Annotated in this window: 20 protein-coding genes and 1 tRNA gene; 12 read left to right on the forward strand and 9 right to left on the reverse strand. The window is 75.9% G+C overall.

From position 1 onward, the window contains the following. Positions 1-26 precede the first annotated feature (26 nt). The 4 genes from ACYVHQ_RS12970 to ACYVHQ_RS12985 are packed head-to-tail and all read right to left on the reverse strand — an operon-like array spanning position 27 to position 4,364. Entirely contained in the window at positions 27-854 is an 828-nt protein-coding gene (locus ACYVHQ_RS12970) for a glycosyltransferase family 2 protein (protein WP_460513697.1), read from the reverse strand. Then, positions 851-1,975, reverse strand: a complete 1,125-nt coding sequence (locus ACYVHQ_RS12975; protein ID WP_460513699.1) for a glycosyltransferase — start codon at positions 1,973-1,975, stop codon at positions 851-853. The genes ACYVHQ_RS12970 and ACYVHQ_RS12975 overlap by 4 nt, the downstream gene beginning before the upstream one ends. Beyond that, positions 1,972-3,222: a glycosyltransferase gene (locus ACYVHQ_RS12980; RefSeq protein ID WP_460513700.1), complete on the reverse strand. Its 1,251-nt coding sequence runs from the start codon at positions 3,220-3,222 to the stop codon at positions 1,972-1,974. The genes ACYVHQ_RS12975 and ACYVHQ_RS12980 overlap by 4 nt, the downstream gene beginning before the upstream one ends. After that, entirely contained in the window at positions 3,219-4,364 is a 1,146-nt protein-coding gene (locus tag ACYVHQ_RS12985; RefSeq protein ID WP_460513701.1) for a glycosyltransferase, read from the reverse strand. The genes ACYVHQ_RS12980 and ACYVHQ_RS12985 overlap by 4 nt, the downstream gene beginning before the upstream one ends. Positions 4,365-4,644: 280 nt before the next feature. Between ACYVHQ_RS12985 and ACYVHQ_RS12990 the strand changes: the two genes are divergently transcribed. The 3 genes from ACYVHQ_RS12990 to ACYVHQ_RS13000 all read left to right on the forward strand — a co-directional run bounded on the left by ACYVHQ_RS12990 (position 4,645) and on the right by ACYVHQ_RS13000 (position 8,164). Next, a complete protein-coding gene (locus ACYVHQ_RS12990; RefSeq protein WP_460513702.1) occupies positions 4,645-5,577 on the forward strand; it encodes a WcbI family polysaccharide biosynthesis putative acetyltransferase in 933 nt (310 codons plus the stop codon). Continuing rightward, positions 5,574-6,611 carry a glycosyltransferase gene (locus ACYVHQ_RS12995; RefSeq protein WP_460513703.1) on the forward strand — a complete coding sequence of 346 codons (1,038 nt, stop codon included), beginning with the start codon at positions 5,574-5,576 and terminating at the stop codon, positions 6,609-6,611. The genes ACYVHQ_RS12990 and ACYVHQ_RS12995 overlap by 4 nt, the downstream gene beginning before the upstream one ends. A 167-nt stretch (positions 6,612-6,778) precedes the next feature. Then, positions 6,779-8,164 (forward strand): glycosyltransferase family 2 protein, encoded by a 1,386-nt coding sequence (locus ACYVHQ_RS13000; RefSeq protein ID WP_460513704.1) that lies wholly within the window; start codon positions 6,779-6,781, stop codon positions 8,162-8,164. A 484-nt stretch (positions 8,165-8,648) separates the two neighbouring features. On the opposite strand, the gene ACYVHQ_RS13005 is transcribed toward ACYVHQ_RS13000, so the two are convergent. After that, on the reverse strand, positions 8,649-10,115 hold the full coding sequence (locus ACYVHQ_RS13005; protein WP_460513706.1) for an MFS transporter: 1,467 nt from the start codon (positions 10,113-10,115) through the stop codon (positions 8,649-8,651). 188 nt (positions 10,116-10,303) lie between these two features. Between ACYVHQ_RS13005 and ACYVHQ_RS13010 the strand changes: the two genes are divergently transcribed. Continuing rightward, entirely contained in the window at positions 10,304-11,629 is a 1,326-nt protein-coding gene (locus ACYVHQ_RS13010; protein WP_460513903.1) for an LLM class flavin-dependent oxidoreductase, read from the forward strand. Positions 11,630-11,929: 300 nt separating this feature from the next. Then, positions 11,930-14,596, forward strand: a complete 2,667-nt coding sequence (locus ACYVHQ_RS13015) for a phosphoenolpyruvate carboxylase (protein ID WP_460513708.1) — start codon at positions 11,930-11,932, stop codon at positions 14,594-14,596. A gap of 71 nt (positions 14,597-14,667) precedes the next feature. Here ACYVHQ_RS13015 and ACYVHQ_RS13020 read toward each other — a convergent pair whose 3' ends face one another. Beyond that, positions 14,668-15,639, reverse strand: a complete 972-nt coding sequence (locus ACYVHQ_RS13020; protein ID WP_460513711.1) for an epimerase — start codon at positions 15,637-15,639, stop codon at positions 14,668-14,670. A 100-nt stretch (positions 15,640-15,739) separates the two neighbouring features. Here ACYVHQ_RS13020 and ACYVHQ_RS13025 point away from each other — a divergent pair, with 100 nt between their 5' ends. Beyond that, a complete protein-coding gene (locus tag ACYVHQ_RS13025) occupies positions 15,740-19,504 on the forward strand; it encodes an AAA family ATPase (RefSeq protein WP_460513713.1) in 3,765 nt (1,254 codons plus the stop codon). Between the two features lie 557 nt (positions 19,505-20,061). Beyond that, positions 20,062-20,820, forward strand: a complete 759-nt coding sequence (locus ACYVHQ_RS13030) for an alpha/beta hydrolase (RefSeq protein WP_460513715.1) — start codon at positions 20,062-20,064, stop codon at positions 20,818-20,820. Positions 20,821-20,833: 13 nt separating this feature from the next. Here ACYVHQ_RS13030 and mscL read toward each other — a convergent pair whose 3' ends face one another. From mscL to ACYVHQ_RS13045, 3 genes are all read right to left on the reverse strand, one after another. Next, positions 20,834-21,337, reverse strand: a complete 504-nt coding sequence (gene mscL, locus ACYVHQ_RS13035; protein WP_460513717.1) for a large conductance mechanosensitive channel protein MscL — start codon at positions 21,335-21,337, stop codon at positions 20,834-20,836. 86 nt (positions 21,338-21,423) lie between these two features. Beyond that, the gene (locus ACYVHQ_RS13040; protein ID WP_460513719.1) at positions 21,424-21,849 is read right to left on the reverse strand and encodes an FmdB family zinc ribbon protein; all 426 of its coding nucleotides are present in this window, start codon (positions 21,847-21,849) and stop codon (positions 21,424-21,426) included. A gap of 59 nt (positions 21,850-21,908) precedes the next feature. Then, positions 21,909-22,487 (reverse strand): 5-formyltetrahydrofolate cyclo-ligase, encoded by a 579-nt coding sequence (locus ACYVHQ_RS13045; RefSeq protein WP_460513721.1) that lies wholly within the window; start codon positions 22,485-22,487, stop codon positions 21,909-21,911. Between the two features lie 65 nt (positions 22,488-22,552). Here ACYVHQ_RS13045 and galU point away from each other — a divergent pair, with 65 nt between their 5' ends. The 5 genes from galU to ACYVHQ_RS13070 all read left to right on the forward strand — a co-directional run bounded on the left by galU (position 22,553) and on the right by ACYVHQ_RS13070 (position 26,801). Then, the gene (gene galU / locus ACYVHQ_RS13050) at positions 22,553-23,461 is read left to right on the forward strand and encodes a UTP--glucose-1-phosphate uridylyltransferase GalU (protein WP_460513723.1); all 909 of its coding nucleotides are present in this window, start codon (positions 22,553-22,555) and stop codon (positions 23,459-23,461) included. A 13-nt stretch (positions 23,462-23,474) separates the two neighbouring features. Further along, positions 23,475-24,122, forward strand: coding sequence for a GNAT family N-acetyltransferase (locus ACYVHQ_RS13055; protein ID WP_460513725.1), 648 nt, complete (start codon positions 23,475-23,477; stop codon positions 24,120-24,122). A 64-nt stretch (positions 24,123-24,186) separates the two neighbouring features. Then, positions 24,187-25,326, forward strand: coding sequence for a hypothetical protein (locus ACYVHQ_RS13060; protein WP_460513727.1), 1,140 nt, complete (start codon positions 24,187-24,189; stop codon positions 25,324-25,326). 66 nt (positions 25,327-25,392) lie between these two features. Further along, positions 25,393-25,468: transfer RNA gene (locus tag ACYVHQ_RS13065), tRNA-Ala, on the forward strand. 124 nt (positions 25,469-25,592) lie between these two features. Continuing rightward, a complete protein-coding gene (locus tag ACYVHQ_RS13070; RefSeq protein WP_460513729.1) occupies positions 25,593-26,801 on the forward strand; it encodes a hypothetical protein in 1,209 nt (402 codons plus the stop codon). The last annotated feature ends 126 nt before the right edge of the window (positions 26,802-26,927 follow it).

The following is a 26,927-nucleotide window of genomic DNA, read 5'->3' on the forward strand; positions in this document are numbered from 1 at the left end:
CGGCCCCTCACCGGCCCGCGGCGGTCTCAGTCGACGACGGTCCGCTCCCAGCCGCCGTCGGCCGTGCGGTGCACGGCCCCGGCCTCGGCGAAGGCCTCCAGCCAGCCGCCCATCGGCCAGGTGCCCCAGCGCTCCGCGAAGCGGCGGCCGTTGCGCAAGATGTCGTCGAGGTGCTGCCAGGGCGGCGACGAGGTGGGGTGCCACTGGTGGTGGGCGTCGGCGCCGCCGACCCAGACGAGCGGCACGTCGGCCGCGCGCAGGGCGAACGCGAAGTCGGTGTCCTCGCCGCCGTAGCCCTCGTACCCGGGGTCGAAGCCGCCGCTGCGCCGCCACGTGGCCGGCTCGAGCGCGAACGACAGCGACCAGAAGAGCGGGTACTCGTCGGGCCCCGCGACCAGCGTGCTGCCCGGTGCGGGCGCCGGCCGGGCGGCGTGCGGACGGGTCGCGGCGGCGAGGCCGGCATCGGAGAGGTCCGCGTGCCCTTCGGGCAGGTACGTGACGGGGCCGCAGAGCACCGCTCCCGGGTGCCGGGCCGAGGCGGCCTCGTAGCGTCCCACGAGCTCGGGACCGGGCACGCAGTCGGCGTCGAGGAACACCATCAGGGACGCCCCGAGCGCCATCGCGGCCTCGGCCCCGGCGTCGCGCCCCGCGGCGAGGCGGAGCCCGTGCTCGCCCGGGGGGACGTGCAGCACGGTCGCGGCGGCCAGCTCGGGCAGCGCGGGCGCGGGCGTCGGGTCGAGCCACACGACGACGTGCGGCACGGACGGCCGGAGGCGCGCCACGGCTGCGAGCTGCGGCAGGAGGTGGTCGAGGCGCGCGGCGGAGCAGAGCGCGACGACGACGGTGCCGCTCACGAGGCGACCTCGGCGACGACCGCGGCGGCTCGCCGGGCGGCGCCGTCGACGCTCCAGCGGTCCCAGTCCGGCTGGAGGGCCCGGGCGCGCGCGAGCAGCCCCGGCCAGGCGTCCGGCACGGGCCAGCCGACCCCGTCGGTGCCGGCGTCGGGCGTGGAGCTGGTCGCGGGTGCGCGCGGGGCGTCCGGCACGACGGCGAGCCCGAGCTCGGCCAACGCGGTGGCGGTCGCCCGCTGCTCGCCGAAGGGCCGCTCCTGCGGCAGCACGACGGCCCGGGCCCCGGCGGCAGCGAGGTCGGCGACGCTGTTCTGCCCGGCCGCGCTGACGACGACCTCGGCCGCGCACAGGGCCGGCCACGGGTCGTCGACCCAGCCGTCGGCGCCGAGCACGGTCCACGTGGTGCCGGGCGTGGCGGCGGCGGCCGACGCGACGGACGCGGCCAGGTCGGACGAGCCTCCTGCGCCACCGCCCGGCAGCACGAGCACGGAGCCGGGCACGGGCACGACGGGCTCGCCCGCGCCGTCAGCGGGCCGTGGTCGACCGTCGTGGCGCGAGATGCCGCCCACGTGGCGCACCCGTCCGGCGACGCGGCCGAGGGCGGCGGACTCGTGCAGTCCCTCGGGCCAGGGCGCGACGAGGCGCGCGGCGGCGCCCCAGCCCAGGGCGTGCGGACCGTCGGAGCGGTCGCCGGGCTGCACGACGACGACCGGTGGCACGCCGAGCAGCCGCACGAGCAGGGTCACCTCGACCGAGACGTCGACGACGACCGCGCGCGGACGTGCCTCGCCGATCCAGGAGGCCAGGGCGGCCAGGCGGGCGGCGTGCCCGTCGTGGTGCAGCGGGGCCCAGTGCAGCAGCCCGCCGGCGCTCGGGTCGGCGCCCGAGCCGGGGTCGGCCGGGTGCCGGGTCGTCCCGTCGGGCGCCGTGACGGCGTCGTCGTCGCGGGGGAGCGACCGCCACGTGGTGCCGTCGGGCAGCGTGCGGGGCGCGGGCAGGGAGCTGAGGACGACGACGTCCGCGTCGAGGTGCGGTCGCACGGCGAGCAGCCGCGTGAGGTGGCCGGCGCCGTGGTGGTGCACGTACCAGCCGACGAGGGGGCGGCCCGAGGCGGGCGCCGTCACGAGCGGACCCCCGAGCGTCCCGCCCGCCGACGACGGGTGGCCGACGCGGCGTCGGGCAGGTCGCCGACGCCCGTCCGTCTGCGGTGCGCCGCGACGAGCTCGTGGTGCACGCCCTCGACGACCACGGCCCGGCGCTGCAGCGAGAAGCGCTCGACGGCGTCGCGGCGGACGCGCGCACGGAAGCCCGGGTCGTCCGAGAGCGCCGCCAGGCCGGAGGCGGCGCGCGCCAGGGCGGACGCGTCGCCCATCGGCACGAGCCCCGCGCCGATCGACCCGGCGACGACCTCGGGCACGCCGCCCACCGCGAAGGAGGCGACGGGCGTGCCGGTCGCGAGGGCCTCGGCGATGACGAGGCCGAACGGCTCCTCCCAGCAGGGCGTGACGAGCGCGCAGGCGCTCCGGCCCACGAGCTCGGCGAGCTCCGGCTGGCGGAGCGGGCCCACGTGCTCGGCGTCGGGCCCGAGCAGGGGCGCGACCTCGGACTCGAAGTAGTCGACGTCGCCGATCCGACCGGCGAGGACGAGGCGGCGGCCCGCGAGGCGTGCGGCCCGCAGGGCCAGGTGCGGCCCCTTCTCGGGCACGATCCGACCCGACCAGACGAGGTCGTCGCCGCCGGGTCCGAGCGGCCACCGGTCGGTGTCGATCGCGTTCGGCAGCACGCGCGCCTCGACCCCCTCGGCCGCCCAGACCTCGGCGGTGTGCTCGCTCACGGCGAGGAACGTGCTGCGCGGCTCGGCCGCGGCGCGGTGGTGCTCGAGCAGGTCGGGCAGCGTCGGCGTGTGCAGGGTCGAGACGACCGGCACGCCGAGCTCGCCGGCCCGCGAGAGGACGTGCCCGCTGAGCGAGTGGTTCTCGACCACGTCGAGCTCGTCGGCGTGCTCCGCGATCCAGTCGAGGGCCCGGTGCAGGGCGGGCTCGGCGCGCTCCAGGTAGCCCGCCGGCCAGGTCGTGTCGCTCGCCTCGGCGGGGTCGTCCCACGCCACCGCGGGCAGGGTGAACGCGGCCGGGCCGCCGTCGAGGTGGTCGCTGCCCTCCACGGCGCAGAGCAGCACGGAGTGCCCACGGGCTCGCAGCGCCCGCACCTGGTGCCAGACGCTCGACTCGAGGCCTCCCGCGTGCGGCTCGGCGATGGGGTAGCGGACGGGGGCGATCACCACGATGCGCAGCGGACGGTCCGAGACGGCGGCGGGGCGCGGCTCCTGCGCGGCCGCGGCCCGGGTCCCGCCTCGCGAGACGGTCGTCGTCATGAGGCCCTTCCCGCGGGGCGCGCGGCGGCGACGTCGAGCGCCCGCTCGTAGGCGGCGAGGTGCGCGGCGGCCGCGACGTCGCGGGCGGACCGGCGCTCGCGGCGACGGGCACCGACCAGCTCGGCCCGGGCGGCGCTGCCGGGGCGCGCCGAGGCCGGCCCCGTGAGCGCGGCCAGCGCGTCGGCCAGCGAGCGTGCGTCGCCGCCGTCGAACGACGCGGTGGCACCCGCCTCGGGGTGCTGGTCGCCCACGTGCCCGACGCGCGGGGCCGCGACGGCGACGCCGAGGTCCCAGCAGAGCTCGGCCCAGCCGGAGTGCGTGCCGTGCCGGTAGGGCAGGACGGCGACGTCGAGGTCGGCCAGCGCGGCCGCGAGCGCGGCGTCGTCGAGGCGGGGGTGCACGACCAGCTCGGCGCCGTCGGCCCCGGCCACGAGCTCCGCCACGGCGGCCCGTGCCGCGGCGTCGCGCACGCGCTCGTTGACGTCGACGCGCACGACGACGGCGCGGCCGGCGGCGCGGAGCAGCTCCGCGGCGGCCAGCAGGGTCGCGACCGTGCCGGGCCCGTCGACGTTCGGGCGCAGGTCGCGCAGGCTCACGCCGACGACCAGCGCGTCGTGGGCGGTGCCGGTCGGGGCGTCCGCGTCGAGCGGCAGGAGGTGCGGGTGCGGCACGACCTCGGGCCGGCGTCCGCTGCGTCGCTCGACCTCGTCGGCGGCGCCCTCGGTGAGCGTGAGCAGCGCGTCCGCCTCGGCGACGAGCAGGTCGAGGTGCTCGAGGTGCGGGCCCTGGTCGACCAGCTGCGGGTTCACGAGGTCGTGGACGGTGTGCACGAGCGGCGTCCCGGTCTCGCGCAGCGCGGCGACGACGTCGCGGAGGTGCTCGAGGTCGTACGACTCGGTGCCGAAGTGCACGTGCAGCAGGTCGACCTCGTCGGCGTGCTCGCGCAGCCAGGCCCCGTCGAGCACGACCGGCGGCCACCAGCGGGCGGGCTCGGCGGGGTCGGGCAGGGGGTCGGCGAGGCGGACGACCGGCCGTGCCACGGCGGCCGGGTCGACGGGGTCGAGGTGGCGCACGTACGGGTGCCCGGCGGGCACCGAGGCGACGCGCAGCGGTCGGGCGGGCGTCGGGGCGGGCTCGGTCACGGATCTCCTCGTCGGGCGCGGGGTGCGGAGCGCCGACGAGCCGTCGTGGGCCGTCGGTCGGGGTGAGCCGGGGCGGCTCGGGGCCCTGTGGCGCTCCGGGAGGGGACGCGCGTCGAGGCGGGCGGCCGGGGAGGCGGCCCTCTCTGCACCTTAGCGACAGGAGGGCGTCCGTGCCCTGGCGCTGTCCACCCCTCTCCCCGGTCGTCGCGCCTGCGGCCCCCCGGGGTCGCGGAGCGGCACGATGGGACGGTCCGGCACCTCGCCGGACGGGAGGGCGACCATGACCAGCACGACCGACGCCGTCGACGGCCGCACGCGGCACTACGGCGACTTCTACGGGCTCGGCGAGCCCGAGGGCGACGGCGACGTCACCCTCGTCGTCGGCAACTGCCAGGCGGAGTCGCTGCGCCTCGTGCTCGACGGCGGCGGGCTGCGCACCGTCCGGACACCTGCCGTTCACGAGATCGTCGCCTCCGACCTGCCGCACCTGGAGCGCTGGCTGGCCCGCACCGAGCTGCTCGTCTCGCAGCCCGTGCGCGACGACTACCACGACCTCCCGCTCGGCACCCGGCAGCTGGCCGGCAGGATGCCCGCCACGGCCCGGGTCGTGACCGTCCCGGTGGTCCGCAGTGCCGGCCACTACCCGACCTCGGCGATCGTGCGGCCGCCGCACGACCCCTCGCTCGTGCCCCCCGTCGTCGAGTACCACGACCTCACCGTGCTCGCCGAGGCCGCCGCGCGGCGCGAGGGCGTGCGGCCGAGGGAGGCGCGGCTCGACACCGCCGCGGTCCGGGCCGTCGCCGCCCGTTCGCTCGACGAGCTCCGCCGCCGCGAGGTCGCGCACGACGCGGTCGTCGTCTCGGACCTGCTGGAGCGACCGACCTTCGACCAGATGCGCACCCTCAACCATCCCGGCAACGCGCTCTTCACGGCGCTCGCCGCGCGGGTCCGGGAGCGCCTCGGCCTGCCCGGCCACGTCGTCGACCTCGGCCGGCCCCTGCTCGACCGCGTGCACGCGCCCCGGCTCGCCGCCGTCGTCGAGGCGTACGACCTCGACGACGCGCCCACCGACGCGTGGACCGTCGAGGGGAACCCCGTGCCTCTGGCCGAGGTGCGCGAGGCGCACCTGCGCTGGTACGAGCGCGAGCCCGGCGTCGTCGACGCGGGACTCGTCCGGCACGCCGACGCCCTCCGGGCCCTGGGGCTCGCGTGAGCGCCGGGCCGCGGAGCGACCCGCCCGCGCTCGTCGTCACGCCCGACCCGCAGCACGGCGTCACCGTGCTGGCCCGCCGCATCGCCGAGGCGGTGGCCGCACGGACCGGGCGGGACGCGGCGGTCGCGCCGGACGCGCTCACGGGGCCACGGCCTCCTGCGCGCGCCCACCTGCACTTCACGGACCGGCTGTGGGCGTCGTCGCCCGAGGCCGCGGCCGAGCGGATCGTCGCCCTCGCCGACCGCGTGCCGCTCACGGTGACCCTGCACGACCTGCCCCAGCCGTCCGACGGCGAGCGCAACCTGCCCCGACGCAGCGCCTGCTACCGGGCCGTCGTCGAGGCCGCGCGGGGCGTCGTCGTCAACAGCGAGCACGAGGCGGCCCTGCTCGCCGAGCACACCGTCACCGGGCACGCGCCCCGGGTGGTGCCGCTGCCCGTCGACCTCGAGCCCGCCCCGGCCGTGCGGCCCGACCCCGACGGCACCGCCGCCGTCATCGGCTTCGTCTACCCGGGCAAGGGGCACGCCGAGCTCGTCGAGGCCGTCGCCACCCTCCGGCACCGGGGCGCGCCCGGACCCGCGGGGAGCCTCGGCGTCGTCGCCCTCGGGCGCGCCAGCGCCGGCCACGAGGCCGAGACGGACGCCCTCGCCGCCGAGGCCGCCGCCCGGGGCGTGGACCTCGCCGTCACCGGCTACCTCTCCGACGCCGTGCTGCTCGACCGCTGTCGCCGCGCCTCGGTGCCCGTCGCGGCGCACCGGCACGTGTCGGCGTCCGGCTCGGTGGCCACCTGGATCGCGGCCGGGCGCCGACCGCTCGTGCCCGACGCGCGGTACTCGCGCGAGATGGCGGCGCTGCGACCCGGCACGCTCACGCTGTTCGACGGCGACGACCCCGAGGCGCTCGCCGAGGCCGTCGCCCGCGCCGCGGCCGATCCCGCCTCCACCTGGCTCGGGCCCGACGCGGCGACCGCGCCCGGGCTCGCCGAGGTCGCCGAGGCCTACCTCGCTTGGTGGGCCACGGGGGAGGAGCGGTGACGGGCGCGACCCCGACGTCCGACGACGGGGGCGTGCCGCGGGCGGCCGGGATGCCCGCAGTGCCCGGTGTGCCCGCGGTGCCCGGCGTGCCCGCGGTGCCCGGTGTGCCCGCGGTGTCCGGTGTGCCCGCGGTGCCCGGTGTGCCCGCGGTGTCCGGTGTGCCCGCGGTGTCTGGTGCGCCCGCGGTGCCCGGCAACCGCTGGGACCTCCTCGACGGGCTGCGGCCCGACCCCCTGCCCACGGTGTCGGTCGTCGTCGCGCACTACCGGCAGCAGGCCGAGCTCGACCGCACGCTCGCGGCCCTCGCGCGGCAGGACCATCCCGCCGAACTGCTCGAGGTCGTCGTCGTGGACGACGGCTCGCCCGAGCCGCCGCGCGTGCCCGAGGGCGTCCGCCTCGTCGTGCAGGCCGACGAGGGGTTCCGGCTGTCGGCGGCGCGCAACCTCGGCGTGCGGTCCTCGACCGGGGCGGTCGTGTGCTTCCTCGACGCCGACACGGTGCCCGAGCCCGGGTACGTCTCGGCGATGGCCCGCCTGCCCGGTCTCGCTCCCGAGGCCGTCGTCGTCGGCACGCGACGGCACGCGGACTTCGCGGGCGTGCCCGTCGACGCCCCGGTCGAGGTGGCCGGTCCCGCGCACGAGCTCGCCGCGCCGGGCTGGCTCGACGACGCCTACCGCGGCAGCCGCGACCTGCTCGACGCCGACGACCGCTCGTACCGTCACGTCATCGGCGCCGTCGTGGCCTGTTCGCGGGAGCTGCTCGACCGGGTCGGCGGCTTCGACGAGTCGTTCACGACGTACGGCGGCGAGGACTGGGAGTGGGCCTGGCGCGCCTGGCGCGGCGGGGCGCTGCTCGCGCACGTGCCCACGGCCGTCGCCTGGCACGACGGTCCGGACTGGGCGGGGCGCGACGACGACGGCTCGCGGCAGCGGCGCAAGAACGACGAGACGCTCGCGCTGGCCCACCGGGTGCCGGTCGCGGGATCGCGGCCGCTCGGCCTGCTCGGTGCCGCCGCCGACGTGGTCGTCCGACTGGCCGGGGCGCCCTCGACGGGGACCGCCTGGCTCAGCGTCGACTCCGTCCTCGCGGCCCTCCCCACGGCCCGGGTCGTCGTCCCCGACGACCTGCTCGACGCGTTCGCGCCCGACCCGCGGGTGCTCGGTGCGTCGTCACCGGCCGCGACCGGTGCCACCGACGGCGCGCGGGTCGTCGTCGACCTGCCGCGGCCGGTGAGGGTGACCGACGCCTCCGGCCTGGCCGCGGTGGTCGCCGAGGTCGGCGTCGGCGAGCTGGGCACGGTCGAGGTCGGCCCGGTCGGGGTCGGCCCGGTCGAGGTCGGCCCGGTCGCGGTCGGCACGCCGAGCGGTCCCGGGCGGGGCACGAGCACGGGAGCCGCCGGCCACCTCGTCCGCGTCCGCTCGGCCCGGGCAGGGGCGCGCGCCCGGTGGCGCGGCACCGAGTCCGGCTTCGCCGTGCGCCGGGACGCCCCGACCTGGTGCGCACCGATCGACGACGAGCCCTCCCTCGCCGCCTACCTCGGCGGCTGGGGCTAGCCCGCCCTCGCCCCTGCCCGCGCGCCCTGTCGGGCGCCCCGCACCTCCTGCCTCCTGCCCCCTGCCCCGCACCTCCTGCCTCCTGCCTCCTGCCCCCTGCCCCCTGCCCCGCTGCCCCGCGCCATCGGACGAAAAGGCGACAGCTCGCGGCGGGCACGCCGGCTCTGGGGCACCGTCGGCGGCGTGTCGCTCGCGGACTGTCGCGTTCGGCGAGCCGGACGCGTCGGACGGGTCCGAGCAGCACCGGTCAGGTCGGTCCGAGCGCCCCGGCCCGACCCCGGCGACCCCCGCCTCTGAGCCTCTGCCGGACGCGACATCTCGGGGACGACACGCGGCGGCGCGAGGCCGGACGACGGTCGGCGAGGCCCTGCCCGTCGCCTTTTCCGAGGAAGGGTGGTCGGGTACGGAGAGCGGGGGAGCAGGGGCACGGGGAGGGGGCAGGAGGCAGGAGCTGGTCCGGGCAGGAGGCGCGCGCGGGTCCGGCTCAGGAGGCGCGGTCCGGTCCTACCGGGGCAGCACGGCGACGCTCGCGCCGCGCGTCGCTCGTGGGGTCGACCGCGAACAGCGCCGCCACCACCGAGAGCACCGCGTAGCCGCCCACGTAGGCGCAGATGATCCACGGTGAGCCGCCGCCCAGCTCGAGGAACACCGCGGCCAGGAGGGGCGTGAGGCCCACCGAGAAGATCGACCCCACCTGGTAGCCGAGCGACATGCCGCTGTAGCGCGCCCCGGTCGGGAACTGCTCGGCGAACCAGCCGGCCTGCGGCCCGTAGATCGAGTCGTGGAACACGTTCATGCCGATGCCGACGACCAGCGGCAGCAGCACGAGCGGCCCGGCGTCGAGGAACGCGAAGAACGGCCAGATGAGCACGCCGATGCCGATCGCCGACCCGATGGCCAACGGCCGTCGCCCGAGCTTGTCGCTGGCCCAGCCCCAGAGCGGCGTCGTGACCACGGAGACGGCCGAGACGACGAGGACGGCCCGGAGGCCCGCCTCCTGCCCCGCCTCGCCCCGTCCGCTCGCGAGGTACGTGAGCGAGTAGGTCGTGAGGATCGAGTACAGCGCCGGCTGCACGAGGCGCAGGCCCGCCGTGACGAGCACGGCGCGCTTGTGGAGGCGGAGCACGGTGAGCAACGGGAACCGCTCCACCTCGCCGCGCTCCTTCATCGCCCGGAACTCGGGGGCGTCCTCGACGCCGAGGCGGATCACGAGGCCCACGGCGACGATGACCGCGCTGAACAGGAACGGCACGCGCCAGGCCCAGTCGAGGAACGCCTCCGGTCCCGCGGCGGTGCGCACGAGGGTGAAGGCGCCGGTGGCGAGGAGCATGCCGCCGGCCGAGCCCATCTGGGTGAAGCTGCCGAACAGGCCCTTGCGCCCCGGCGGTGCGTGCTCGACGCCGAGCAGCGCCGAGCCGCCCCACTCGGCCCCCGCCGCCAGCCCCTGCACGAGGCGCAGCAGCACCAGGCCGGCGACGGCCCAGGTCCCCGCCGTGTCGTACGACGGGAGGACGCCGATGAGCGTCGAGGCGACGCCCATGAGCAGCAGCGACGCCACGAGCATCCGCTTGCGCCCCAGCCGGTCGCCGAGGTGCCCGGCCACGATGCCGCCCAGGGGCCGCGCGACGAAGCCGACGCCGTACGTCGCGAACGACGCGATGACCGCGACGCCGGGCGTCTGCTCGGGGAAGAACGTCGGTCCGAAGACCAGGGCCGCCGCCGTCGCGTAGAGGTAGAAGTCGTAGTACTCGACCGTGGTGCCGACGAACGAGGCCAGGGCGACCCGGCGACGGGTCGTGCCGACCGCCTCCTGCTCGGGGTCGCCGGCGAGGTCGACGGCTGGGCCGACGGCGGGGTCGCCGGCGGGGTCGACGGCGGGGCGGACCGTGGGGCCGTCGTGGGCGTCGGCGGCCGCGCGGCCGGTCGGCGGGCTGCTCGTCTCGGTGCTCATGCGGAGCAGGATGACCGGTCGTGCCGCCCCCGGTCGAGGGGGTGCGTCACCCGGCGCAACACGACGACGCACGCCGTCACGCGAGGGCAGGATGACAGGCGACCGTCCGCCCCGCCCCACCGACCGGAGGCCCCGTGACCCCGTCCGCCAGCCCCGCCCGCCCGCCGCTCCGCTTCGCCGCGTTCGTGATGAACACGGCCAGCCACATCCAGCACGGCCTGTGGCGCAGGCCCGACGCGGGCCAGCGCGACTTCGAGGACCTGCGGCTCTGGACGGACCTGGCCCGCACGCTGGAACGCGGGCGTTTCGACGCGATCTTCTTCGCCGATGTCGTCGGGCTCTACGGGCCCGCCCGTGGCGACTACGCCGTGAACGCCCGCGAGGGGCTGCAGTTCCCGAGCGCCGACCCGCTCGTGCTGCTCTCGGCGCTCGCGGCGACGACCGAGCACCTGGGCCTGGCGTTCACCAGCTCGGTGATCCAGTCGCACCCGTTCGACTTCGCGCGCAAGGTCTCCACCCTCGACCAGCTGTCAGGAGGCCGGGTCGCCTGGAACATCGTCACCAGCGCCCTCGACGGCGCGGCCCGCAACTTCGGTCACGACCGGCTCGAGGAGCACGACGAGCGCTACCGCTGGGCCGAGGAGTACCTCGAGGTCGTCACGAAGCTCTGGGAGGGGTCGTGGGACGACGGCGCCCTGCTCAAGGACCCGGAGCGCGGCTACGCGGACGCCTCGCGCATCCACCGCATCGACCACCACGGCCCGCGCTACGACGTGCAGGGGCCGCACCTCACGGCGCCGTCGCCGCAGCGCACGCCCGTGCTCTTCCAGGCCGGTTCGTCGCCCGCGGGGCGCCGGTTCGCCGCCCGGCACGCGGAGGGGCAGTTCATCCTCACGTCGAACGCGCAGGCCACGCGCGAGCTCATCGACGACACGCGTCGGCTGACGGTCGAGGCCGGGCGCCGCGCGGACGACCTGCAGTTCTGGCTGGGCCTCACCTTCGTCGTCGGCGACACCGAGGCGGAGGCGAAGCGGCAGGAGGCGGAGCTCGACGAGTGGCTGTCGGCCGACGCGTTCCTCGTGCACTCGAACCTCGGCTTCGACCCCGAGACGGGCGAGCCCCTCGACCCGGCGACGCCGCTCTCGCAGGTCGAGACGCACGCCGGGCAGTCGCACCTGCGCTGGGTGCAGGAGGCCGCGGGCGACCGCGAGCCGACGATCGCCGACCTCGCCACGCTGTCGGCCAAGCTGCGCGCCCGCGTCGTCGGCACGCCCGAGCAGATCGCCGACCGCCTGGCCGAGTGGCAGGAGGCCGGGGTGGACGGCATCAACGTCATGAACTGGACCCTGCCGGGCAGCTACGAGACCTTCGTCGACGAGGTCGTGCCCGTGCTGCAGGAGCGCGGCCTGGCGCAGCGCGAGTACCGCGAGGGCACGCTCCGCGAGAAGCTGTTCGGCCACCCGCAGCTCGACGAGCACCACCCCGGGCGCGCCTGGCGGGGGGCGTTCGCGTGACCGGCGCCACCTGACCCGGCCCTGCCCCGCCCCTGCGCCCTGCCGCGCGCCTCCTGCCCCTGGCCGTCCGCGCCTCCTGCCCTTGGCCGTCCGTCGGAAAAGGCGACGACTCGGGCGCGGCACGCCGCCCGCTACCACCGCACCGCGGCGTGCCACCGACCGCCGGTCGCCTTTTCCGCCAGGGAGCGGGCCGGAGGACGGGCAGGAGGCGCGGGCAGGAGGCGCCCGAGTCGCGCCGGACCCCCCGCCCGTGGTACCCAAGAGACGCCGACCCGGCCCCGCCGAGAGGACCCGATCCCCATGACCATCTCCGAAGGACAGCGCCGTGCCGACGGCGCGACGCGCGACGACGTCCGCGGCCTCGTCGCCGCCGACCTGCGCGGCGACGTCAGCTACCTCGGCAGCCTGCTCGGCCGGGTGCTGCGCGAGGCGGGCGGCGACGACCTGCTCCGCGACGTCGAGGCCCTGCGCGCCGCCGTGATCGCGAACTACGAGGGTGACGACGGCGGCTCCATCGCGGCCGCCCGTGAGGTCGTCGACTCGTTCGACCACGAGCGCGCCGAGGAGGTCGCCCGGGCGTTCACCTGCTACTTCCACCTCAGCAACCTCGCCGAGGAGCACCACCGCGTCCGCGTGCTGCGCTCGCGGGGCCGCGCCGAGGGCCGGGTGTCCGACTCGTTGTCGGCGACGCTCGCCCGCCTGACCGACGAGGTCGGCGCCGAGGAGGCCTCGCGGCGGCTGTCCGAGCTGCGCTTCCACCCGGTGCTCACCGCCCACCCCACCGAGGCGCGACGCCGGGCCGTGGCGTCGAGCATCCGCCGCATCGGCGACCTGCTCGACGAGCGCTACCAGCCGGGCAACGAGATCCTCGCCGTCGAGAACGAGCGCCGCCTGCTGGAGGAGGTCGACACGCTGTGGCGCACGTCGCCGATCCGCACGACGCGCCCGACGCCGCTCGACGAGGTCCGCACGGCGATGAACGTCTTCGACCAGACGCTCTTCGAGGTCGTGCCGCAGGTGTACCGCCTGCTCGACGACAGGCTGCTGGGCGACCGGGCCGGCCTCGAGCCGCCCGTGGCCCCCGCGTTCCTGCGACTGAGCAGCTGGATCGGCGGCGACCGCGACGGCAACCCGCACGTCACCGCGGAGGTGACGCGGCAGGCCGCCGACATCGCGGCGGAGCACGTGCTGCTCGGCCTGTACCGCGCCGCGAGCCGCATCGGCTCGACCCTCACGCTCGACGAGTCCGACACCCCCGCCGACGAGCACGTGCGCGCGCTCGCGGAGGCGCAGGCCCGACTGGCGCCCGAGGTGGCCTCGCAGATCGGCATCCGCTCGCCGAACGAGAGCCACCGGCGCGTGCTGCTCTTCGTGGCGACCCGCCTCGACGCCACCCGTCGCGACGAGTCGCCCCTGGCCTACGCGTCGCCCGACGAGCTGCTCGACGACCTGCGGACGGTCCAGCGGTCGCTGCGGGCGGCCGGCGCGCACCGCAGCGCGGCCGGCGAGCTGCAGTCGCTCATCTGGCAGGTCGAGACGTTCGGGTTCCACCTCGCCGAGCTCGAGGTGCGGCAGCACTCGCAGGTGCACCGCACGGCCCTCGAGGAGGTCCGGGCAGGAGGCGCGCTGAGCGAGCGCACCGAGGAGGTCCTCGAGGTCTTCCGCACCGTGGCCGCGCTGCAGCGCCGCTACGGCCAGCGCGCGGCGTCGCGCTACATCGTGTCGTTCACGCAGTCCGCCGAGGACCTCGCGAACGTGCGCGAGCTGGCGGTGGCCGCGCTCGGCTCGGAGGAGGCCGCCCCCGAGCTCGACGTGATCCCGCTGTTCGAGACCTTCGCCGACCTCGAGGCCAGCACGGAGATCCTCGACGAGGCGGTGCGCACCCCGTCGGTGCAGGCGCGCCTGGCACGTACCGGCCGTCGGCTCGAGGTCATGCTCGGCTACTCCGACTCGTCGAAGGACGTCGGCCCGGTGTCGGCCACCTTCGCGCTCTACGACGCGCAGGCGCGGATCGCGGCCTGGGCGGAGCGGGTCGGCGTCGAGCTGACGCTGTTCCACGGCCGGGGCGGCGCCCTGGGCCGGGGCGGCGGGCCGGCGAACGAGGCCGTCCTCGCGCAGCCCCCGGGGTCGGTGGACGGCCGGTTCAAGATCACCGAGCAGGGCGAGGTGATCAACGCCCAGTACGGCAACAAGACGATCGCGCTGCGGCACGTCGAGCAGATGGCAGCGGCCACCCTCTTCGCGTCGAGCCCGTCGAACGGCCGTGCCGTGGCCGAGGCGGCGGAACGCTTCGCCCCGCTCGCGCGCACCATGGACGCCGCGTCGCGCGAGGCCTTCTTCGGCCTGGTCAAGGCCGAGGGCTTCGCGCCCTGGTTCGCGACCGTGACCCCGATGGAGGAGATCGGACTGCTCGCGCTCGGCTCCCGTCCGGCCCGCCGCGGCCTGTCCGTCGAGTCGCTGGAGGACCTCAGGGCGATCCCGTGGGTCTTCGCCTGGACGCAGGCGCGCATCAACCTCGCGGGCTGGTACGGCCTCGGCTCGGCGCTCGCCGCGGTCGGCGACGTCGAGCAGCTCCGGGAGGCGTACGCGTCGTGGCCGCTGTTCCGCACCATGATCGGCAACGTCGAGATGTCGCTCGCGAAGACCGACGTCGCGATCGCCCGCGAGTACCTGGCGCTGGCCGACCGGACCGACCTCGCCGACCGGGTGCTCGACGAGATGGCGCTCACCCGCGAGTGGGTGCTGAAGGTCAGCGGTTCGGACGAGGTGCTCGAGGGTCGCCCCGTCCTCGCGCGCTCGGTGCGCCTCCGGAGCCCCTACGTCGACGCGCTCTCGCTGCTGCAGCTGCGCGCCCTGCGCAGCGTGCGTCGGGCGGGCGCCGTGTCGAAGGACCCGGCCGACGCCGACCACCGCCTCCTGCTGCTCAGCGTCAACGGGATCGCGGCCGGCCTGCAGAACACCGGCTGACCGCCCTGGTCGCAGGGGGCAGGAGGCGCGCACCGGCCCGGGTGCGCGCCTCCTGCCCCGTGGTGGGCGGCTCAGCGCCCGCGCCGCCGCCGCTCGGTCACGATCTGCTTCAGCGCCTCGTCGAGGTGCGGGTGCCGGAACTCGTAGCCGGCCGCGACGAGCTTCTCGGGCAGCACCCACCGGCTCTTGAGCACGAGCTCGGTCTCGGTGCGGAGCACCCAGGTGCCGAGCTCGAGCATCCAGCGCTGGGCCGGCAGCCCGATCGGCACGCCGAGCACACGGCGCAGGGTGCGCATGAGCGTGCGGTTGTCGCTCGGGTGCGGCGACACGACGTTGATCGGGCCCTCCAGCTCGGGGTGCTCCTCGACGAAGCGCACGACGCCGACGACGTCGTCGAGGTGGATCCAGCTGAACCTCTGTCGACCACCGCCGCGACCCTGCCGGTGGTCGGTGCCCGCGGCCCGGCGGGAGCGCGTGGTCGGCCACCAGCCGTCGGACTGCCGCCCGCCGAGCCCCAGCCGGGTGAGGGCGATCAGCGGCTCGAGCGCGCTGCCGTCGCCGAGCGCGATGGCGATGCGCAGCGACGCGCGACGCGTGCCGGGCAGGTCGCCCTCGAAGAACGCCGCCTCCCAGGCCCTGCCGACCCCGACCGAGAACCCCCGGCCGAGCTCGCCGTCGGACTCGGTCTGCGGGCGGTCCTCGGCGTGGCGGTAGATCGTCGCGGTCGACGCGTTGAGCCAGAGCGGCGGGGGAGCGGCGCAGGCCGCGACGGCCTCGCGCAGCTCGCGCGTCGTCTCGACCCGGGAGCGCAGGATCTCGGCGCGGTTCGCGGCCGTGTACCGGCAGTCGACGCTCTTGCCGGCGAGGTTGACGAGCAGGTCGGCGCCCTCGAGCAGCTCGACGAGGCGTGCGTGGTCGCCCCAGCGCGCGTCGGGTCCCGACCGGCCGATCAGGCTCACCCGGGCGCCGTCGGCGCGGTAGGCCTCGGCGATCGCCTGTCCGATGAAGCCGGAGGCCCCCGCGAGGACGACGTGTCTGCTCATGTCGCCGACCCTACTGCGCGGCCCCTCCGCACCCGGCGGAGCGCCCCCGCACCGGTCGCCCTCACGGAGTTCCTGGGCGACACGGCTTAAGGTGGGCACTGTGTGGCGCCCCGACAGACACGATGACCGGAACGACGAGCCCGAGACCTCCGTCCCGGCGTCCGGTGCGCCCTCGGCGCAGCGTCCGTCGCACGCGTCCCCGCACGGCCTGAGCGTGGGCGACCCGTCGCTGGCCATCGGCAACGCCGCCGAGCCCACCTGGCAGACGTGGCGCGGCGAGCTCTCCCGCGTGGGCGGCAGCTCCACGCTGCTGCACTTCGGCGACGACCCGCGGGCCCGCATCGAGCTGAGCACGACGCACCCCGGGGGCCTCGCGCAGTTCATCACGGGCAAGACGACCCTGCTGTCGAGCCTGATCCGCGACGACCTGGCCCTGCGCACGGCGCGCGTGGCCGCGGGCGAGATCGCGGCGAAGGGCCTCGAGCTGGCGACCGTGCGCGGCATCGACGCGGTCCACCTCGCCATCGGCATCGCCAGCTGGTCCTTCGCCGGCGAGTCCTTCAAGGGGCCGGTGCTGCTGCGCCCCCTCGCCATCCGGCGCCACGGCCGCGACTTCGAGGTGAAGCTGCGTGGCGGCCCGTACCTGAACCCGGCGCTCGTCGACGCCCTGCACGACCAGTTCGACATCTCGCTCGACGCCGACGCCTTCGTGGCGCTGACCACCCGTGAGGGCACGTTCTCGCCCAACCCCGTGATCGACCGCCTGCGGGGTCTGACGGCGCACCTCGAGTGGTTCACGGTGCAGCCGCGCCTCGTCGTGTCGACGTTCGCCGAGGTGTCGAGCGACCTCGAGCTCGACGCGCGCGAGCTCGGGCACCCCGTGCTCGACGCCCTCGCGGGCAACGACATGGCCCTGCGCCAGGTGCGCGAGGGCCACCGGCCCGCGGCGCCGACGCCGTCCGACGAGCGCAGCCCCGACGTCGACACCCTGCTGCTCGACGCCGACCCCGAGCAAGAGGCGGTCGTCGCCCAGATCGCCGCGGGCAACAGCCTCGTCGTCAAGACGCTGCCGGGCACGGGCGGCACGCAGACCATCGTCAACGCCCTGGGGCGGCTCGTCAGCCAGAACAAGCGCGTGCTCGTCGTGAGCGCCCGACGCGCGACGCTGCGCGGCATCGCCGAGCGGCTCGCCGACGTGCAGCTCGCCGGCGTCGCGGTCTCGCCGACGACGCTGCGCCGCGACGTGGTGCGGTCCATCAGCCGCAACGAGAAGGCCGTGCACCCGCAGATGGGCGAGGTCGACGACGCCCTCGTGCGCCTGCGCAAGGTGCTCGTCGACTACCGCACGGCCCTCAGTCGCGAGGACGCGGCCCTGGGCGTCTCGGTGCTCGACTGCCTGACCGAGCTCTCCCGTCTCGCGCTGCTGCCCGCCGCGCCGGCCACGACCGCGCGGCTCAGCCGGCGCAGCGTCGAGAGCATGGTCGACGGCCGCAGCCGGGTGGCCGAGACGATGGTCGACGCCGCCGACCTCGGCGAGTTCCGCTACGGACCGGGCGACTCGCCCTGGTACGGCGCCCGCTTCGACGACGACCTCAGTGCAGGAGGCGCGCACCAGCTCGCCAAGAACCTGCACCACCGCGACCTGCCGCGCCTGCTCGACCGGGCCGACGAGGTCATCGGCAGCACCCGCATGCGCCCCTACGAGAGCATCGCCGAGCTCGGCGTCTACCTGCGCCTGCTGCTCGACATCCGCGACACGCTCGACAAGTTCTCGGCGGTCGTCTTCGACCGGAGCGTCTCGGAGCTCATCGTCGCGACGGCCTCGCGGCGCGAGGCGCCCGAGATGTCCAGCGGCGACCGTCGCCGCCTGCGCAAGCTCGCGAAGGAGTACGTCCGCCCGGGCGTGCACATCGCCGACCTGCACGCCGCCCTGCAGCGGATCGACCAGCAGCGCGTGCTGTGGCAGCGCTACGTCTCCGCGGGCACGCCCCCCGAGGTGCCCACGGGCATCGCCGACCTGCACGTGCTGCACCAGCAGGTGGCGCAAGACCTGGAGCGCCTCGACGGGCCGCTCGGCCTGCGGGCGCAGGAGGGGCTCACCGAGATCGGCGTCGTCGAGCTCCGCCAGCGCCTCGAGGGCCTCGCGGCCGAGAGCGACGTGCTGCAGAACCTGCAGGAGCGCACCGAGCTGATGCAGACCCTGCGCGACCTCGAGCTGACGCCGCTGATCACCGACCTCGCCGAGCGCCACGTTCCGCGCGAGCAGGTCGCCGCCGAGCTCGAGCTCGCCTGGTGGCGCTCGGCGCTCGAGTCGCTGCTCGAGGCGGACCGTGCCCTCCTCGGCGCGAACACCGCCATGCTCGACCGCCTCGAGGCCGACTTCAAGCTCGTCGACGAGGCGCACGCCGCGGGCAGCGCCCAGCTGCTGGCCTGGCTGCTCGCCGAGAACTGGAAGATCGGCCTCGTCGACTGGCCCGACGAGGCGGACGCCCTCAAGCGCCTCCTGCGCCAGGACCACGTCACGGCTCGCCTGCTGCACGACGCGGCCCCGCACCTGTCGCGCTCCATCGCACCGGTGTGGCTGGCGTCGCCCTACGAGGTGCACCGCATCGCCGACACCGTGCCCTTCGACACCGTGATCCTCGTCGACGCCGGGGCCACGACGATCGCCGAGAACGTCGGCGCGATCCGCCGGGGCAAGCAGACCGTCGCCGTCGGCGACCCCGTCACGCAGACGCCCTCCGAGTTCGACATCGCCGTCACGCCGGGCAAGCGCCCGGCGCAGGCCGACGACGCGCAGCTCGACGCGCGCCACGCCGAGAGCGCGCTCGCGACGCTCTCGACCCTCCTGCCCACGCTGTCGCTCACCCGCAGCTACCGTGCCGGCGGCGAGGACCTCGCCGAGCTCGTCAACCGCCGCTTCTACGGCGGCCGCATCGAGTCGTTGCCCTGGGCGGGCAGCTTCCTCGGTCACGGCAGCCTCGCGCTCGACTACGTCTCGGACGGCACCGCCGTGCCCGACCCCGAGTCGGGAGCGGTCGAGAGCGTCGACGCCGAGGTCGACCGCGTCGTCGGCCTCGTGCTCGAGCACGCACGGCAGCGACCCACCGAGTCGCTCATGGTCATCACGGCCAGCGCGAAGCACGCGGTGCGCGTGCAGCAGGCCGTCCTCACCGCCGTCGCCGGGCACAAGGACCTCACCGAGTTCGTCGTCGCCGACCGCCCGGAGCCCTTCATGGTCGCGACCCTGGAGCAGTCCGTGGCCCAGAGCCGCGACCACGTCATCTTCTCGATCGGGTACGGCCGCACGCCGCACGGCCGCGTGCTGCGCGACTTCGGGCCGCTCGGGCAGCCCGGCGGCGAGCGGCTGCTCGCCGTCGCCATGACCCGTGCACGCCGCTCGATGGTGATCGTCACCTGCTTCCAGCCGAGCGACATCGACGGCGGCCGCATGGGCCACGGCACGGTCGCGCTCAGCGAGATCCTCGCCGAGGTGCAGGCGCGCACGACGGCCGAGCACGTGCCCGACGACTCCGACCCGATGCTCGTCGATCTGGCGCGCCGCCTCGAGGCCCGGGGGATCCCCGTCGCCCTGGGGCACCGCGGCAAGCTCGGGCTCGTCGCGGCGCACGACGGCGTCTGCGTCACCATCGAGACCGACACCACGCTGTCCCGCGCGACCCTGCGCGAGTCCCTGCGGGCCCGCCCCGAGATCCTGCGCCGCCTCGGCTGGCACTACGTGCGCGTGCACGCCTTCCAGCTGTTCACCGACCCCGACGCCGTGGCGACTCGCGTCGCCGACGTGCTCGGCTTCGACCGGAGGCCCGCGAGCGTCTCCGCGCGCGACCACGTCGCCCGGCGCTGATGGCGGGCGAGCCCGTGGCCGGAGGTCCGGCCTCCGACGCGTCCGGAGCTCCTGTCGACGGGGCGGCGGCACCGCAGCTCGTCGTGCGGCGAAGGGCGGGGCGGCGCGTCACGACGGACCCCGTGCCGGGGACGGACCCGACGCCGGCGCCCGAGCCCGAGCGGCACTCCTCCGCCGAGAACGACGCGCGCCTGCGCGAGGACGTCCCGCCCCACTGGGGCTGACGCCCGCCCGCCCGCGGCCCGGGCCTCCTGCGCGCCTCCTGCCCCCGGGCCCGACCCGGCCCAGCCCCCCTCGGCCCGGCCCAGCCCAGCCCCCCTCGGCCCAGCCCAGTCCAGCCCGGCCGTCGGGCGGAAAAGGCGACCACCGCGCTGCGACGCGCCGGCGAACGGGTCGCCCGTGCGGCGCGTCGCCCGCGCGTGGTCGCGTTCGGCGGCGGCGGCGACCACACGCGCGGTGGGCGGCGGCCGCACGCGCGGCGGGTCAGGAGGCGGCGTGCGATGCGCGGCGGGTCAGGAGGCGCGAGCCGCCCCGGTCCCGCGGCCTAGGCTGACGGGATGAGCAGCACCGCGCCCCGCCGTCGTCCCCTCCGTCGGGCGGGGCAGGTGCTCGTGGCGCTCGGCGTGGCGGTCGTGCTGCTGGTCGTCGCGTTCCTCGTGTACGCGCACGACGTGATGCCCGGCGATCGTGGGGCCGCGCTCGAGGTCTGGCGCGACGACGCCGTGAGCGTCCGGGACGCGGGGGACGCGATCGTCCTCATCCCGACGGGCACGCCCGACGGGGTCGGGCTCGTCTTCGTGCCCGGCGCGAAGGTCGACCCCTGGGCGTACCTCGCGACGTTCCGCGAGGTGGTGGCCGCGGGCACGACCGTCGTGATCACCGAGCCGACGCTGAACCTGGCGATCCTGGACCGCACCCCGCTGGACGCCTTCACCGGGCTCGCGCCCGAGGTCGCCACGTGGGCCGTGGGGGGCCACTCCCTGGGCGGCGTCCGGGCCTGCGCCCTGGCGGTGGACGACGACGTGAGCGGACTGCTGCTGCTCGGCTCGTACTGCCTCGAGGACCTCTCGTCCCGCGACCTGGACGTGCTCAGCCTCGCGGGCAGCGAGGACGGGCTGTCGACGCCCGACGACGTGGCCGCCCGCCGCGGCACCCTGCCGGCCGACGCCGAGCTCGTGGAGCTGCAGGGCGTCGCGCACGCGCAGTTCGGCGCCTACGGCGAGCAGCCCGGCGACGGCACGCCGACGGTGTCCGACGACGAGGCGCGCGCGCTCGTCGCGGCTCGCGTGCGGGACTGGGCCGCCGACCTGCGCTGACGCGCAGGTCGGGTCAGCGACTGCCGAGGGGGCCGTTCGCGCCACCGATCTCGTCACGCGCAGGAGCCGCGGCGTGCGCCCCGTGCCCGCTCGCGCCCGTCGTCGCCTCGGCCTGGGCGCGCAGGAGGTCGCGGATCTCGCTGAGCAGTTCGACGTCGGTCGGCGGGACCTCCGCGTCGGTCGTCTCGTCCTCCTGCTGGCGCGCGAAGGTGCGCTTGAGCAGCGCGTTGACCGGCAGGACCAGGCAGAAGTACACGACCGCGGCGATGACGACGAAGTTGAGGAGCGCCCCGAGGACGGCGCCGAAGCGCAGCTCGGCCTCGCCGCCGCTGATCGTGGGGATCGTGGCCACCAGGGCGTCGTCGAGCGTCGACGCGTTGAAGAGCGCACCGATCAGCGGGTTGAAGACGTTGGTCACGAGGCTCGTGACGATGGCGGTGAACGCGGCGCCGATGACGACGGCCACGGCCAGGTCGATGACGTTGCCGCGGAGGACGAACTCCTTGAAGCCCTTCACGGGTGCTCCTTCGGTCGAGGGGACGTGGACGTCCATCTGACCACGAGCCGCGGCGCTGCGTCCTCTCGGACGCCGCCAGCTGCGCACTAGGAGCTGGTGCCGCCCGACGACGAGCCGCCCGAGGAGGACCCGCCCGACGACGACCCGCCGGAGGAGGACCCGCCGGAGGAGGACCCGCCGGAGGAGGACCCGCCCGAGGTGCCCGACCCGCCGGACGACCCCGAGCCTCCTGACGTCGACGAGCCGGAGCTACCCGACGACCCCGAGCCGCCGTCGCCCGACGACGAGCCGCCCGACGACGAGCCCGGACCGGACGACGAGCCCGAGCCCGACCCCTTGCGGGAGTCGGTCCGGTAGAAGCCCGACCCGTTGAAGGTCACGCCGACGGGGCTGAAGACCTTGCGCAGGGTGCCGCCGCAGACGGGGCACACGGTGAGGCTGTCGTCGCTGAAGGACTGCACGATGTCGAAGGCGTGGTCGCACTGGGTGCAGCGGTAGGAGTACGTGGGCACGGTGGTCCTCGGGGGAGTGGCGGGCCGGGGCCGCCGGTCGCGACGCGCCGGGAGGGGCGTCAGAACCGGACGATGCCGGAGGGGGTGACGACGCCGTCGACGGGTTCGTCGTGCCGTTCGCGGGGCACGGCCTCCACGTACTCGGCGTCGAAGACCACAGCATAGACCGGGGGCCGCTTCTGCATGGAACCGAGGGTCTTGTCGAAGTAGCCGCGGCCCCAGCCCATGCGCATGCCGCCGTGGTCGACGCTCGCGGCGGGCACGACGATGAGGTCGACCTCGTCGAGGGCCATGGGGCTGAGCACGTCGCCGATGGGCTCCGGCATGTCGAACAGGCCCACCTTCTCGCTGCTGCCGTCGCCGACGGCCCAGTCGAGGAGGCCGTCCTCGCGCGAGATGGGGAACAGGAGGCGCAGGCCCTGCTCCGAGGCCCAGTCCAACCACGGTCGCGTGTTGGGCTCGTCGGCGGTCGAGAGGTACGCCGCGATCGTGCGCGCCTCGAGCGTGGTGGTGAGCTCGACGAGGTGCCGCGTGAGGGCCTCGGTGGTGTGCTCGCGCTCGGTGCTGCCGGTGTTGCGCCGCCGCTGTCGCAGCTCGGCGCGGAGGGCACGCTTCTCGTTGCCGACCTCGTCAGTCATGTCCCCGATGGTACGGGCAGGCATGTGGCCCGACGCGCGGCACGCTGCACGGATACGCTGACCGCATGGGCTTCCAGATCAGCAAAGCAGTCATCCCCGCGGCCGGGCTCGGCACCCGGTTCCTCCCCGCCACCAAGGCCATGCCGAAGGAGATGCTGCCGGTGGTCGACAAGCCGGCCATCCAGTACGTCGTGGAGGAGGCCGTGAGCGCGGGCCTCACCGACGTGCTGATGATCACCGGGCGCAACAAGAACGCGCTCGAGAACCACTTCGACCACGTCTCCGAGCTCGAGGAGACCCTGAAGAAGAAGGGCGACGTCGACAAGCTCGCCAAGGTGAACCAGTCCACCGACCTGGCGGACATGCACTACGTGCGCCAGGGCGACCCGCTGGGGCTCGGCCACGCCGTGCTGCGCGCCAAGATGCACGTGGGCCGCGAGCCGTTCGCGGTGCTGCTCGGCGACGACATCATCGACGCGCGCGACCCCCTGCTGAGCCGCATGATCGAGGTCCAGGAGTCGCGCAACGCGACCGTCGTCGCGCTCCTCGAGGTCGACCCCTCGCAGACCCACCTCTACGGCATCGCGACCGTCGAGGACACGGACGAGGCCGACGTGGTGAAGATCACGGGCCTCGTCGAGAAGCCGGCGCAGGGCGAGGCGCCCAGCAACCTGGCCATCATCGGCCGCTACGTGATCCGTCCCGAGGTCTTCGACGTCCTCGAGAAGCAGGAGCCCGGCAAGGGCGGCGAGATCCAGCTCACCGACGCGCTCATGAAGATGGCGAGCGCCGAGGAGTGGACCGGCGGCGTCTACGGCGTCGTGTTCCGCGGGCGTCGCTACGACACCGGTGACAAGCTCGACTACATCAAGGCGATCGTGCAGCTCGCATCGGATCGCGACGACCTGGGTGCCGAGCTGCGTCCGTGGCTCAAGGAGTTCACGGACGGCCTGGAGACGGCGCCCACCGACTGAACGGCAGGCTCCCGTGTCGACGATCCCCACGCTGACGGAGGGGCGGGTGCAGATCCGTGCCCTCCGTCTCCGGGACGCCCGTGACCTCGACGCCGCCCTCGCGGAGAACCGCTCCTGGTTGCGCCAGTGGGAGGCGACGAACCCGAGCGGTGCCGTGAGCTCCGACGTGCGCGCGAGCATCCGGTCGCTGCAGGCCAACGCGCGGGCCGGCGCCGGACTGCCCTTCGCGATCGAGCTCGACGGGCGCTTCGTCGGGCAGCTCAACGTCTCGGGGATGACCTACGGCTCGCTGGGATCGGCGACGATCGGCTACTGGGTGACGAGGTCGGCGGCGGGCCACGGCGCCACGCCGACCGCCGTCGCGCTCGCCACCGACCACTGCTTCACGCGGCTGGGCCTGCACCGCATGGAGATATGCATCCGGCCCGAGAACGGCCCGAGCCTGCGCGTCGTCGAGAAGCTCGGGTTCCGCTACGAGGGCCTCCGGCGGCGCTACATCCACATCGACGGCGCCTGGCGCGACCACTTCTGCTTCGCGCTCGTCGCGGAGGAGGTCCGCGAGGGCGTCCTGCACCGCTGGCGCCACGGCCTCGTGCCCGCCGGCCAGGGCGTGGTGCCGCCGGAGGCCCTCGCCGAGGCCGGCCGGGCCCTCCCGGTCTGACGGGCCCGGGACACGCCCGCGCGGCGTCCGGCGCGCGGACGCCGCCGCCTCCTACCTTGGAGCCATGAACGTGGAGTCGTGGGGCGGTGGCCTCGTCGTGCTGCTCGTCGCCGCGCTCTGGCTCGTCTACCTGGTGCCCACGTGGCACCGTCGGCGGCAGTACCTCGCGACCGAGCGCAACGCCGTCCGCCTGCAGCAGACGTTGCGCATCCTGGCGCAGACCGCCGAGGTGCCCGAGCAGGTCCGGATCGAGGCGAACGCCCGGTCGGTCGCCGACGCCCAGCGGGTGCTGGCGGCCGAAGAGGCGAAGCGGCAGGCGATCCGCCGGGCGCACGAGGCTGCCCGGCAGCGCGAGGTGACGCGCGAGCTCGCGGCGGCCCAGCCCGTGCTGCGCGCGGCCGACCGCGATCCCGTGCTCGCCGCGCGCCGCCTGCGTCGGTCGCGGCTGGTCGCCACCCTCGTGCTCGTCGCGAGCGCGGCGCTCGTCGTGCTGGGCCTGACGGACCTCGCGTCGACCTGGGTCGCCCTCGTGGCCGGCCTGCTCTTCGGTGCCGGCTCGGTCGCGGTGCTCGGCCAGCTCGCGGCCGTCTCCGCCGCTCGCGCACGGCGTCAGTCGGAGCAGCGGCAGGCCCCCGAGGCCCAGCCCTTCCGTGACTTCGCGGAGGGCGACGAGGCCGACGCAGGAGGCACGGGCGAGGTCGAGCAGGAGTCCCGCACCTGGACCCCGGTGCCGGTCCCGAAGCCCCTCTACCTCCGCCGCGGCCGGCAGGCCCCTGCCGCGGCCGCCGCACCGTCCGCCGAGGTGCCCCCGACGCCGGGTCCCGGTGGCGGGCGCCCCCACCTCACCGTCGTGCCGCCTCCCCGCGACCACGCCGCGGAGCTGCGCGAGGTCGCCGCTCGCGACCTCGCCGCCCTGCGCGAGGCGCAACGGTCCGCGCTGCGCGACGCCGCCCGGGCCGAGTCCGCGCTCGAGCAGGCCCGTCGTGCCGCCTCCGCCGGCACGGTGCAGCCCGCGTCGGCGTCCGCACCTGCTCCGACCCCCGCGCAGGAGGCGCCGCCCCGCCCCGCCCCGGAGGGCGCCGCCCCCGAGCACCAGGCCCCGCCCGCGGCGCCGAGCCGTTTCGCCCGCATGGGCCTCGTCGACGACCTCGGCGAGGCCGACTTCAGCGTCGACGAGGCTCTCCGTCGGCGTCGCGCCGTCTAGCGCGGCGGGGCACCCCGGTGGTGTCCGGAGGACCCGTCGAGTGGTGCTAAGCTCGACGAGCAACTTGGGGCTATGGCGCAGTTGGTAGCGCGTCTCGTTCGCAATGAGAAGGTCAGGGGTTCGAATCCCCTTAGCTCCACCACCCGAAGGGCCCGGTCGTCAGACCGGGCCCTTCGTCGTTCCCCGCGGGCCCTCCGTCGTCGGGTCGGCGGTGCCGGTCGGGTCACGCCGGGTGCGGGAGCGCGATGTACGGCATGCTCGGTGGCATGAGCGATCCGCAGCAGCCGGGGGAGGGCGCGCAGGCGCCGAAGGATCCCACCGCCACGCCACCGTCCACGACCGACCAGGGCCCGTCCGTCCCGCCGCCCGCGCCGTACCAGCGGCCCGCCGGCGACACCCCCTTCGCGGCGCCCCTGCCGCCGCAGGCCGGCTCGGAGGCCGACGACCCGACGCCCGGCGCCTACGCGCCGCCGAGCTACCAGCCCGGCCAGCCGAGCGGGTCGTCGCCCGTCCCGTCGTCCTCGCCGCAGCCTCCTGCCGGCTCCGTGCCCGAGGCGCCGCCGGCGCCCGGCTACGGCGCCTACCCCGCACCGGGGCAGGGCGCGCCCGCGTACGCCGCGGGCTACCCGGGCTCGGCGCAGATCGGAGGCCCCGGTCAGCCCGGGGGGCCCGGCTACCCGGGCGGCCCCGGACAGCCCGGCGGCTACCCCGGCCAGCCCGGCGGCTTCCCCGGCCCGCCGACGTCGGGCGGCGGACGCGCCAACGGCCTCGTGGTCGCGGCGGTCGTCGTCGGCGGCTTGGCGCTGCTGTTCTCGTGGGTGCCCGTGTTCGGCCTCCTGCTGGGCCTGGCCGGCCTCGCCCTGGGCATCGTGGCCGTCGTCCGCAAGGCCGGGTCGCGCGTGCTCGCCTGGGTCGGCACGGGGCTGTCGATCCTCGCGACCCTCATCGGGATCGTCGTGCTGCTCGTCACGAGCCTGTTCGTCGGCGAGGTGACCCGGCAGATCGACGACGGCTACCCGGAGGGCAGCGCCACGGCGCCCGCGGAGCCCACCACGCCCGATGACGCCTCGGACGGCTCCGCCGGCTCCGCCACGGGCGAGAACGCCGCCTTCGGCGACACCTGGCAGTACGACGACGGACTCACCGTGACGGTGTCGGCGCCCGAGCCCTACACGCCGAGCGAGTACGCCAGCGGCGCCGACCAGGCCGAGGCCGTCGTCTTCACGATCACGATCGAGAACGGCACCGAAGCGAACTTCGACCCGTCCCTGTCGATCCCCAACGTGTCGTCCGGCGGCACCGAGGCATCGCGCATCGTCGACTTCGAGGGCGCCACGGGCCTGCCGCCGTCGACCACGGTCCCCTCGGGCCAGTCGGTGTCGTGGCAGGCCGCCTTCTCGGTCGTCGACCCGGAGCAGATCGTCCTCGACGTCGCGCCGTCGTTCGACCACGACGCCGCCGTCTTCACGAGCTGACCCCCCGCACCGCGACGAGCCCCCGCCCTGCAGCAGGGCGGGGGCTCGTCGTCGTCGGCGGGAGGGGCGAGGGCCAGGCCTGCTCCGGCTGCCTCCTGCGCCCGGCCGGTCGTGCGGCAGGATGGT

Source organism: Frigoribacterium salinisoli (assembly GCF_054781095.1).